At 62.0% G+C, this 10,379-nt stretch carries 10 protein-coding genes and 1 pseudogene; all 11 read right to left on the bottom strand.

From position 1 onward, the window contains the following. Positions 1–368 (bottom strand): annotated as a pseudogene (locus ACK5L9_RS08140) (hypothetical protein); the annotation flags it as partial. 156 nt (positions 369–524) lie between these two features. Continuing rightward, positions 525–2,195 (bottom strand): sulfatase-like hydrolase/transferase, encoded by a 1,671-nt coding sequence (locus ACK5L9_RS08135; protein ID WP_416910970.1) that lies wholly within the window; start codon positions 2,193–2,195, stop codon positions 525–527. Positions 2,196–2,255: 60 nt separating this feature from the next. After that, positions 2,256–3,278 carry a TAXI family TRAP transporter solute-binding subunit gene (locus ACK5L9_RS08130; protein WP_416910969.1) on the bottom strand — a complete coding sequence of 341 codons (1,023 nt, stop codon included), beginning with the start codon at positions 3,276–3,278 and terminating at the stop codon, positions 2,256–2,258. Positions 3,279–3,338: 60 nt separating this feature from the next. Further along, positions 3,339–5,222: a TRAP transporter permease gene (locus ACK5L9_RS08125; RefSeq protein ID WP_416910968.1), complete on the bottom strand. Its 1,884-nt coding sequence runs from the start codon at positions 5,220–5,222 to the stop codon at positions 3,339–3,341. A gap of 138 nt (positions 5,223–5,360) precedes the next feature. After that, positions 5,361–5,690, bottom strand: a complete 330-nt coding sequence (locus ACK5L9_RS08120; RefSeq protein ID WP_416910967.1) for a YciI family protein — start codon at positions 5,688–5,690, stop codon at positions 5,361–5,363. Beyond that, the gene (locus ACK5L9_RS08115) at positions 5,690–6,538 is read right to left on the bottom strand and encodes a class III extradiol dioxygenase family protein (RefSeq protein WP_416910966.1); all 849 of its coding nucleotides are present in this window, start codon (positions 6,536–6,538) and stop codon (positions 5,690–5,692) included. Before ACK5L9_RS08115 ends, ACK5L9_RS08120 begins: the two co-directional genes overlap by 1 nt. Next, a complete protein-coding gene (locus tag ACK5L9_RS08110; protein ID WP_416910965.1) occupies positions 6,538–6,885 on the bottom strand; it encodes an extradiol ring-cleavage dioxygenase in 348 nt (115 codons plus the stop codon). Before ACK5L9_RS08110 ends, ACK5L9_RS08115 begins: the two co-directional genes overlap by 1 nt. Then, positions 6,869–7,579 carry an alpha/beta fold hydrolase gene (locus tag ACK5L9_RS08105; RefSeq protein ID WP_416910964.1) on the bottom strand — a complete coding sequence of 237 codons (711 nt, stop codon included), beginning with the start codon at positions 7,577–7,579 and terminating at the stop codon, positions 6,869–6,871. The genes ACK5L9_RS08110 and ACK5L9_RS08105 overlap by 17 nt, the downstream gene beginning before the upstream one ends. After that, on the bottom strand, positions 7,576–8,754 hold the full coding sequence (locus tag ACK5L9_RS08100; RefSeq protein ID WP_416910963.1) for an NAD(P)/FAD-dependent oxidoreductase: 1,179 nt from the start codon (positions 8,752–8,754) through the stop codon (positions 7,576–7,578). The genes ACK5L9_RS08105 and ACK5L9_RS08100 overlap by 4 nt, the downstream gene beginning before the upstream one ends. Before the next feature lie 2 nt (positions 8,755–8,756). Further along, entirely contained in the window at positions 8,757–9,080 is a 324-nt protein-coding gene (locus ACK5L9_RS08095; protein WP_416910962.1) for a 2Fe-2S iron-sulfur cluster-binding protein, read from the bottom strand. Between the two features lie 39 nt (positions 9,081–9,119). After that, entirely contained in the window at positions 9,120–10,298 is a 1,179-nt protein-coding gene (locus tag ACK5L9_RS08090; RefSeq protein WP_416910961.1) for a cytochrome P450, read from the bottom strand. Between the last annotated feature and the right edge of the window lie 81 nt (positions 10,299–10,379).

The raw sequence follows: 10,379 nt of genomic DNA, 5'->3' as shown, positions 1-10,379 counted from the left end.
TCGTAGAAGGTGAAATCCACGTTGTCTACGTCATAGCTTTCTGATGTGTAATTCCAGAAATGCAGGGTCGAAATATCGTATTCCTGATTAAAGTCGAACAAAAGCTCCAACCCGCCGCCAAGGCTGTCGGCGGTAAACCAGATATGCGTGGTCTGGTCATGAAATTCCTCGGCATCCGCGCCTGGAGCATCAATCACCTTGCCGATTGTCTGGCCACCATTGAATGTATTGTTGAAACTGCCCGCCGAAGTTCCGGCGCCGACGCTGACATTGATCAGGGAATCACTGAGATAAACCGGCGCAGCGGCTGCGGCTGATGCCACAAGGGATATTGCCGCAAATAACGCCGCTGTCGTTTTCATGTGCATCGACCCCTCCTGAAAATGAAATACGGTATGAGTATTTTATCGAACCCAAACGTAAACATATTCAGGGGCAAAAAACAACACTAAACCGTTCAATATCAGAAGCAGGCCCATTCCGCCGCTTTCCGTCATCGCACCCGCAGGCCCGGCATGACGGGGCTAGTCCTTTCGCCGCATCTTGTGATTTACCGCCTTGCGGTTGCGATAGCGGACGGTCAGTTCCAGCGGCGCGTCGTTTTCGTCATAGATGCCGATCACCACGCCCCGGCGCCGCGACTTGCCGCGCATTTCCATCAGTTGCGCCTCGCTGCGGGTGGTGCGCTGAGCGGTGCGGCGGGTCCAGCGGAACAGCTTGTCATACATTTGCCGGATTACCGCTTCGTGTTCCGGGCTGTCGCCCAGATCGGTCAGTTCCTGCGGGTCGTTTTTCAGATCGAACAGGATCGGGCGGAAACCGCCCTCGAAATGGATCAGTTTCCAGTGCTTGTCGGCCACCATGAAAATCACCGCCTCGCGCACCGACAGGCCAAGTTGCGCGGCCGTGGGTGTGACCGAATAGTCATATTCGCAGATGGCGAAATCGCGGCGGGTTCCGGTCGCCTTGCCCCGCAGGACCGGCAGCAGCGATTCGCCTTCCAGGATATGCGCGGGGGGCATGCCACCCGCGAAATCGACAAAGGTGGGGGCCAAGTCAATCTGTTCGACCAGCGCGTCGCAACTGGTCCCGCGGGTCGCATCGGCATCGGTCGAGGGGTCATAGATGATCAGCGGCACGCGGGTCGAACTGTCCTGAAAGAACATCTTCTCGCCCATCCAGTGATCGCCCAGAAAATCGCCGTGATCGCTGGTCAGCACGATCATCGTATCCTGCATGCGGCCGTTTTCCTCAAGCCAGTCCAGCAGCACGCCCAACTGGTCGTCGCATTGCCGGATCAGGCCCATATAGGCCGGGATTACGGCGTTGCGGACCCTGTCGGTCGAGAAATTCCGGCTGAGCGGGCTTTCCATGAATGCCTTCAACACCGGATGGGCATTGTCATATTCCGCCTGACTGCGCACCGGTGGCAGGACATGTTCGGGGCCGTACATGTCGTGATAGGGTTCGGGCACGACATAGGGCCAGTGCGGCTTGATATAGGACAGGTGGCAGCACCAGGGTTCGCTGGCCTGCGACATGAACTCGATCGCGCGGCGGGTCAGATAGGGGGTCTCGCTGTCCTCTTCGGCGATATTCGCGGCCTCGGTGCTGTTTTTCAGGAACCAGCCGGACAGGACATTGCCATCATCGTCCACGCCGGAATTGGCAAAGTCATGCCAGGGGTTGTCACTGTCATAGCCGCGCGCGCGCAGATATTCGTCATAGCGCCATTTGCCCTGCGGGTCATAGACGCCATCCGGTCCCTCGGGGCGCATGCCGTCATCGCGTTCGACCAGGTCAAAGCCGCATTCGGCAACGCGCGCGCCGATCAGGCTGTCGGGTTCCAGGCCAAGCCGGGCCATCCCTTCGGCATCGGCCTTCATATGGGTCTTGCCGACCAGCCAGCAACCGGTGCCCGCAGCTCGCAGATGGTCGCCCATGGTCATCTCGCCCACCTTCAGCGGGATGCCGTTCCAGCTTGCCCCGTGGCTGTGGACATAGCGCCCCGTATAGGTGGACATGCGCGAGGATCCGCAGATCGGCGACTGGATATAGCAGCGGTCGAACCGCATCCCCATCGCCGCCAGCCGGTCCATATTCGGGGTTTTCAGATAAGGATGTCCATAGCAGCCCAGATAATCCCAACGAAGCTGGTCGTACATGATAAACAGAATATTCTTTGGTTTCGACATCTTGCCACGTCATCCTCGGGTTGTTGACAGCCCCGGAACAGCGGTTCCGGGGCCGCATGCTCATTCAGCCGGGCGCAGTTCGTCCGGTATCTGCATTCCCGCCTCTTCGTAATAGCGGACCGCACCGGGATGCAACGGCAGGTTCAGATCCTGAAGCGCGTTGTCGATGCTGATGTTGCGCAGCCATTGGGCCTTTTCCTGCATGGCGGGCAGGTTGTCCCAGAAGGCCTTGGTCACGCGATAGATGGTGTCGGCATCGTCATGCGTGCTGGTGCCCACCCCCACGATAGAGCCAAGCGTCACGGTCGTTTCGGTATTGGCTTGATTTTCGCCGTAAAGTCCGGCGGGAATTTCGCCCATCACACCGCCGGGGCGGTTCAGCACGGCCTGCACCTCTGCCTTGGCGATCTGTTCCGGGGTCAGGCCCAGAAACCGGATCTTGCGGCTTAGCGCAAGCTGCTGGATCACCGGCGAGGGCGCATTGGTCGAATTGATGTAAACGTCGATCCGACCATCCTGAAACGCCTGCGTGGCGGCATCCCAACCCAGATTGACCTGTTCGTAATCCTTGCCGGGAACCATGCCCGTCGCAGCCTCGATCACATTGCGCATGATGATTGTCGCCCCGCCCCCCGGAGGGCCAAGGAACACTTTCTTGCCTCCAATATCGTCAAGACTTTCGATCCCGGAATCGGCATAGGCGGTGATGTGATACAGCCCCAGCGGAAAGGCAAAGACCGCGCGCAGTTCCTTGGCCAGCTCGGGTGCCTGCGGCACCTTGGACCACATGGCAGTGCCATTGATCATCGCGTCATGGACGCTGGCCGACCACATGAAGAAATCCAGCTTGCCGGCGGCGGCCTGCATGGCGTGCTGCGTGGCGGCACCGGTCGCGTTCACCTGGATTTTGACGTCGCCCAGACTGTCCTCGACGATCTGCGCAAAGGTGGACATCACCAGATAGGGCGAGGATCCCGGCCCCAGAGTTGCAAGGGTCAGGTATTCGGTCGCGCTGACCCGAGCGGGGGCTGTCGCCACAAGAACGCTTGCGATAACCGTCCCAATCTTAAGCAATTTAATCATTATTTTATTCCTCCTCACGTTTTTTTCTAATTTCTGATCGGTGGTGGTTTCGCCTTCGGTTTATTCGTAATCCGAAGGCGTCGCCCGCCAGTCCGTCGTCGCCAGCAGCAGCCCGGCGGCGGTAAAGATCACCTCGGCCCACATCACCGGCACCAGCGCGCCGAAACCCGCGACAAAGCGCAGCAGCCGCATCTGCGGTGACAGCCGCGCCGCCGCATAGCCCGAGAAGCCGGTCGAAAACAGCCAGATTGCCAAGCCAAGGCGCAGCACGATCCAGACAAAGCCGGTGACGCTGAAATCAACCACCAGCGCCAGTGACGGGTTATAGACCAGCACGAAGGGAATGACGAAACCGATCAGCGCGATGCGGCAGGCGTCGATCCCGATATGGATCGGGTTGGCCTTGGCGATGGGGGCTGCCGCAAAGGCCGCGATGGCGACCGGCGGGGTGATGGAACTGAGAACCCCGAAATAGACCACGAACAGATGCGCGATCACCGTGGGCACGCCCATCATCTCGATCGCCGGTCCCATGACCAGGATGACGATCAGATAGGCCGGAACGGTCGGCATGCCCATACCCAGAACCAGCGATCCCAGCATCATCATCACCAGCGACAGGAACAGCGATTCCCCCGCTACATCCTGCATGACCCCTGCAAAGCGCAGGCCAAGGCCGGTCATGTTCATGATGCCGATCACGATGCCGATGGCGGCCACTGCCACGATGATCGCGGCCGAGGCCATGCCGCCATCGACCAGCCCGCCAATCAGCCTCTGAGGGGCCCCGCGCAGTTCCGGGTTCAGCACAAAACCCAGCACCACTGCCAGGATCACCGCCCAGAACCCGGCCAGTGCAGGCGACCGCCCGGACAGCATGATCGCCATCATCATCACCAGCGGCAGGATGAAACACAGCGACATCAGCCAGTCGTGGCGGGTGATCACCGGGCGATCCTCGCGCGGGATCGGCTTGATGCCGCGACGCACGGCCTCGATATGGACCGAAACGAACAGCGAGGCGTAATAGAACAGCGCGGGCAACAACGCTGCCACACAGATGGTCAGATAGGGGATGCCGGTCACATCCGACATGATGAAGGCGACGGCACCCATGATCGGCGGCATGAACTGTCCGCCCGACGAGGCGGCGGCCTCGACCCCGCCGGCATAGCGGGCGGGAAAGCCGCGCTGGATGATCATCGGGATGGTCATTACCCCCGTGCCAACCACGTTCCCCGAAACCGAGCCCGACATGGTGCCGAACACGCCGCTGGCGGCGATGGCCGCATGGGCCGGGCCGCCCCGGAACCGCCCGGTCAGCGCGAAGGCGAATTTCAGCAGAACCGGACCCGCGCCCACGGCCTCCAGCACGCTGCCAAAGACGATGAACACCAGGATCAGCGTCACGACGACCGATAGCGGCCCACCGAATACCCCGTCGAAGGAATACCAGACGACCTGAAGGACCTGGCCCAGATCATAGCCGCCATGCCGAAAAATCCACGGCAGATACTGCCCGAACAGCGCGTAAAGGATCGCCAGCGCGCAGACAAGGACCAGCGGCATGCCAAAGCCCCGCCGCGTCAGCTCCAGCAGCACCACGATGGCTGCGACGCCAACCCAGATATCAGCGGGTGTAAAAAAATACAGCCCGGTTTCCAGCATCTCGCCAATGGCGAAATATCGTTGCGCGGACACGATCAACGCGACCAGCAGCGCAAGATCAAGCAGCACCAGCCAGACCCGGTCGCGCCGCCGGGAGGTGGCCGAAAAAATCACGATGGCCCCGGCAAAGGCATAGGTGCCGACGCGCAAGGCCGTTTCATTCAGCGATCCGAAGCCGGCGATATAGATACCAAGAAGGGCCAGCACGGCTGCCCCTGCCATGCTGACCAGACGTGTCATCCGGCGGAGTGTCTCCGCCCCTGTCGAAGCTTCCATATTCCCTCCCTCAGCCCTTGATCGGGCCGGTTTTATCCGCCGGTTTTCGCCCCTGCTCCTCCCAGGTTGCGATGGCGGCGGTCGCGCGTTCCCTTGCAAGTTGTCCGCCCCGCCGATGGCGGGATCAGATATGGTTCGTCAGCCGTCAAGCCGGGGCGACATCGGATTGCCGATCCGGTCTGCCTGAAATCCGTCCGGCAAGGGGGTAATATCAATCTTGCTTACAATACCGGCTTTGTTAAACGGATCCCCCTCGGCAAAGCTGTGGGCATCCCCGGCTGTTCGCGCCTCAAGAATGCCCCAGTTGCCGATACTTGCGCCCGTATCGTCCTGCATGGCCGATCCGATCAGAACCGCGACCATCCCGCCCCCGCCCGAACCGACCCATTGCCGATGTTCAGGACGGATGCGGTCGCGGTCGGCATCCTTGCCCGGATGGTGCAGGCAGCGCATCAGAAAGAAGGCCATCACGCGTTCTCCAGCACGACACAGCCCGCGCCGGTCATGCTGGCCGGAACGAAATAGTGCTTGTGCAGCAGGTTTACATCACGGTTCATCGCCGCGCGCATGACCAGCCACATGATCAGTTCCGCCCCCTCGGAACCAAAGGTCTCGACGTAATCCTCGCGCGTCATGTTACGCCAGCGATCAGGATCAGAACCGATCGTGTCCAGCCATAGCCGGTCGGCATCGGGGTTAAGAAAGCCCGCGCGCGTGCCCTGCAACTGATGCGACAGCCCGCCCGTGCCCATGATCACCACCCGCTCGTCGCCCGGAAAGCTTTCGATGGCGCGGCGCAGAACCTCGCCCATCTGCCAGCAGCGTTGCGGCGTCGGGATCGGGAACTGGATGGTGTTGACCCAGATCGGCAGCACCTTGACGGGCCATTCGCCGCCTTGTCCGGGGCGACCGCAAAACAGCTCCATCGGGACTTGCAGCCCGTGATCGACCTCGATTTCGCGGCAGATCAGCGGGTCGAAATGGCTTTCGACAAGCTGATCGACGAAATGCCAGCCCAGATCCGCCGCGCCCCGGAAATCGGGGATGGCGCGCGGACCCCAGCCCTCGTCCACGGGGGCATAGCTGTCGGCCACGCCCACCGCAAAGGTCGGTACGCGGTCCAGAAAGAAGGAATTGCCGTGGTCGTTAAAGATGACCACCGCGATGTCAGGCCGGTTCCGGCGCATCCAGTCCTTCGTATAATCATAGCCGTCGAAAAACGGCTTCCATTCGGGCGTCCCCGCCAGACCGCGATCCGCAGCCACGCCAATCGAGGGAACATGACTGGTCCCCAGCCCGCCAATGATCTGTGCCATTACTTGCCCAGCCTTTCCTTCAGAAATTCCTCGTGGCCCATCCCTGCCTGCGCCGCGCCGATGGCCGTGATCGGCGTCGGATCAATGGCCGAAATCTTCAGGATGAAGAACAGATTGCCCCCCAGCCGGACCATTTCGTGCCAGTCGCGGGCCAGAACGGCGGCGCGGGTTTCGTCATCCAGCCCATGGCTGCGCAGAAACGCGTCCTCATCGGCCCTGAACGCCTCGCGATTGGCGGGGATCCCCAGCGACATCGCCATCTTGTTCAGCTTGTAGCCTTGCAGGTTGGCCTCACGGTCGAACAGCGGTGTCTCGGCGATCTGGTGCGGTTCAGTCGTTTTTCCCATGGGACAGTCCTTTCTCGTCCAGCCAGCCAAGAATGGCAGAGACCATCCCGGCCGATTTTTCCAGCGGCAGGAAATGCCCGGCACCCGCGATCACGCGCAGCGTCGCGTCGGGGGTCATGGCGGCCATTTCCTTGTGCTGGGTCACGGGCGACCAGCCATCCTGATCGCCGACCAGCAGCAGCACCGGGCAGGTGATCCGTGGCAGACTGACCGCAGCATCGGGGCGGTTGATCAGCGCGTGGATCTGGCGTTCGTGAATCTGCGCGTCATGGCGCAGTACCATCTGGCGCAACACCCCCATCAGCGCGGCATCGCCTTGCCGCGCGGGTGCGACCATCGGCGGCAGCCAGTCATCGGCCAGCTTTTCCATGCTGTCATGGGCCAGCGCGATCCGGGCCTGCCGTTTGGGCAGTTCGGCGGTGGTGCCGCCATTATGCCCGGTGCTGATCAGCACCAGTCCGCGCAGCCGGTCGGGGGCCTGCCGGGCCATGTCCATCGCGATGCGACCGCCCATCGAATGCCCGATGGCCACGATCTCGCCCGGAACCTGCGTCAGGATCCGGGCAGCCATGTCGGGGATGCGGTCATCCTGCACCGGATGCGCGCATACCGTGCCGGGCCCCAGCAGGGGGGCAAGATCTTGCCAGACCACGCCATCCGACAACAGGCCGGGGATCAGAACCGGGCGGATCATGCCAGCAGCTCTTGCGCCATGGCCGGCGTGACCGCATCGTTCGACGACAGCAGCTTGCGGGTCTTCATATGGACCCTGGCGTTGTTCACGGTTTCCACCGCCGTCAGATGGTCGGCCGCGTCAAAGCGGAACACGACATGTTCAGCCACCGCCTCGGCCCGGTCCTCGGGCTGTGCCAGACCGGCGATCTGCAACTTGTAATCGGCCTGATCAGACCAGAACCACGGCAGCGCAGCATAGGCCCCCGGCGCCTTTCCGGTCAGCCGCGCCGCAATATGGCGTGCATGATCGGTGGCCGCCTGAACGCTTTCCAGCCGGATCATCCGGCCCGTGCGGCTGTCGGGAAAGCTGGCGCAATCACCAAGGGCCGAAATCGCCGGATCCGAGGTCACAAGCTGCCCGTCCACGGTCACGCCATTGGCACAGTCCAGCCCGGCGGCGGCGGCCAGATCGACATTGGGGCGCACGCCCGCCGCCAGCAGCACCTCGTCTGCGGCGATGTGATCGCCGCCGACCAGCGCGATGCCGCGTTCATCCACCGCCGAGACCGGGTCGCCCAGAATGACGGTGCAGCCCAGATCGCGGTGCTTTTGCAGAAACAGTTCCGACATCCAAGGCGAGACCGCCCGCCCCATCAGCCGGGGCGAGGCCTCGGCCACAATCACCTCATGCCCGAATTTCCGCGCGACGGCGGCAAATTCCAGCCCGATAAACCCGCCTCCGATCACCGCAAACCTGCGTTTTTCATGAATCTTCCCGCGCAGCTTTTCGGCATCGGCCAGCGTGCGCAGATCCAGCGCGCGTTCCAGCCCCGGAATGGGCGGGCGCAGGTTGCTGGCCCCGGTCGCAAGGATCAGATGGCCAAAGGGCAACTCGCCCGCACTGGTGGCGATCCGCGCAGCAACCCGGTCGATGGCGGTGACGGTGGTTTCGGGCAGATAGCGGATCTGCTTGCCCTCGAAAAACTCGGCCGCGCGCAGGATCAGGCCATCGGCCTTGCCGTCCTGCATATAGGCCTTGGACAGCGGCGGGCGCTGATAAGGCAGACCGGGTTCCGTCCCGATCAGCGTCACCTCGCCCGCAAAGCCCGACTGGCGCAGCGAGGCGGCAACCTGAAGCCCGCCCTGCCCCGCGCCCACGATCACCACCGGGGTGTCCTGATCCTGCTCTGCCACGGTCAGAACTGCTCTTCCGGGGTGTGGACGACAAGGCCGTCCATTGCCGGGGTCAGCTTGATCTGGCAGGACAGGCGGGAACTGTCGCGCACCTCGCTGGCCGCGCCCTCCAGCATGTCATCCTCGTCATGCTGACGTTCACCGGTCTTGCTGATCCACTTGTCATCGACATAGCAATGACAGGTTGCGCACATCATCGAGCCGCCGCATTCGCCGACAATACCCTCGACATCATGGGCGACCGCCGTCTGCATGACGCTGCTGCCGACTTCACCATCGACTGTCGTTTCCGTTCCATCGGCGGCAACGAAAGTTACCTTGACCATTTGCTTCTCCTAAATTGGCTGTGGTCGTTTCGGGGCTGGTCAGCCCATAATGACAGGCATGTTGATCGGGCCGCGGAATCCGAAACCGCGCCACATGACCGCGTCGGGGTCGGGCAGGCGCATGTTCGGGAAACGCTCGAACAGCATCGGTGCCATGATCTTGCCGACGGTGCGGCGGGCGGTATGCGACCCGGCGCAATGATGCGGGCCGTTTCCAAAGGCCTGATGCAGGTTCTTGTCGCGGAACACATAGAAATCTTCGGAATTGTCGCCAAATACCTCTTCGTCGCGATTGGCCGATGCCTGAATGGTCATCACGGTGTCGCCCTTGGGAATGTCGAACCCGCCGATCTGCGTGTCGCGCGTCACCAGCCGCGAGCTGGCCTGAATAGGCGCGACCCAGCGGACGGCCTCTTCGAAGGCCTTGCTCCATTCGCCACTGGAGCGCACCTCTTCCAACTGGTCGGGATTGGTCAGCAGGCCAAAGATCAGCGTGGCCAGCGCGTCGCGCGGTTCGTTGATGCCGCCGCCGATGGCGATCTTGATATTGGAATAGATCTGGCTTCTCGGGATCGGGTCTTCGGCATTGACCATCACCGAAAAGGCCGAGGCATCGGGCGTGGCGCGAACGCGGGGAACCGCCTTGTCGAACAGTGCGTCCATTTCGTCATTCGCCTTGTCCGTTACCTCGAAGGGTTCTGGACGCCAGGCGAAATTGCCCGCCCCGTCGATCAGGTTCTGCGACCAGCGCATCATCTGTTCGTCGGTCGCCTCGGGGATGCCCAGAATATGCGCCAGAATGCGCGCGGCGACCGGTCCACACAGATCGGTAAACAGATCGGCCGGCCCTTCCTTGGGCAGGCGGTCCAGATATTCGGCGGTCAGCTTTTCATACAGCGGCGCCCATTCGCACTGGATCGTCTTGGGGGTCAGCGCGGGCATCATCGCCTTGCGTTCGCGCAGATGTTCGGCGCCGTCCTTGCGCATCAGCGTATGAGCGCGAAAGGCGGGCTGCATCGGCGTGCGCGGATCGTCCGAGCTGAACAGCTCGGGGTCGTCCTTGACCATCTTCGTCTCGGCGGCCTTGACCAGAAAGGTGCGCTGGATCTGCGGCACCCGGACCACCGGCGTTTCGGCCCGCATCCGGCGATAGACCGGATAGGGATCGAGTGTCAGTTGATCGAAGGTGATCGCGTCATTCGATGGTGCCAGCGCCATGGTTTCCCCCCTCTTGCTTGCCAGTAAACCATAGCTTCCGCTTGACTATGCGACAACGCGATGCAATTTATGTTCTTCATC

Source organism: Paracoccus sp. (in: a-proteobacteria), assembly GCF_047973135.1.
In the GTDB taxonomy this organism is placed as follows: Bacteria; Pseudomonadota; Alphaproteobacteria; order Rhodobacterales; family Rhodobacteraceae; genus Paracoccus.
This window is presented reverse-complemented; position numbering and strand designations above follow the sequence as displayed.

What these genes read in the sequence shown, in the direction of transcription:
- ACK5L9_RS08135 (WP_416910970.1), bottom strand. Translation starts at nt 2,195, where the DNA reads ATGTCGAAACCAAAGAATATTCTGTTTATCATGTACGACCAGCTTCGT.
- ACK5L9_RS08130 (WP_416910969.1), bottom strand. Translation starts at nt 3,278, where the DNA reads ATGATTAAATTGCTTAAGATTGGGACGGTTATCGCAAGCGTTCTTGTG.
- ACK5L9_RS08125 (WP_416910968.1), bottom strand. Translation starts at nt 5,222, where the DNA reads ATGGAAGCTTCGACAGGGGCGGAGACACTCCGCCGGATGACACGTCTG.
- ACK5L9_RS08120 (WP_416910967.1), bottom strand. Translation starts at nt 5,690, where the DNA reads ATGGCCTTCTTTCTGATGCGCTGCCTGCACCATCCGGGCAAGGATGCC.
- ACK5L9_RS08115 (WP_416910966.1), bottom strand. Translation starts at nt 6,538, where the DNA reads ATGGCACAGATCATTGGCGGGCTGGGGACCAGTCATGTTCCCTCGATT.
- ACK5L9_RS08110 (WP_416910965.1), bottom strand. Translation starts at nt 6,885, where the DNA reads ATGGGAAAAACGACTGAACCGCACCAGATCGCCGAGACACCGCTGTTC.
- ACK5L9_RS08105 (WP_416910964.1), bottom strand. Translation starts at nt 7,579, where the DNA reads ATGATCCGCCCGGTTCTGATCCCCGGCCTGTTGTCGGATGGCGTGGTC.
- ACK5L9_RS08095 (WP_416910962.1), bottom strand. Translation starts at nt 9,080, where the DNA reads ATGGTCAAGGTAACTTTCGTTGCCGCCGATGGAACGGAAACGACAGTC.
- ACK5L9_RS08090 (WP_416910961.1), bottom strand. Translation starts at nt 10,298, where the DNA reads ATGGCGCTGGCACCATCGAATGACGCGATCACCTTCGATCAACTGACA.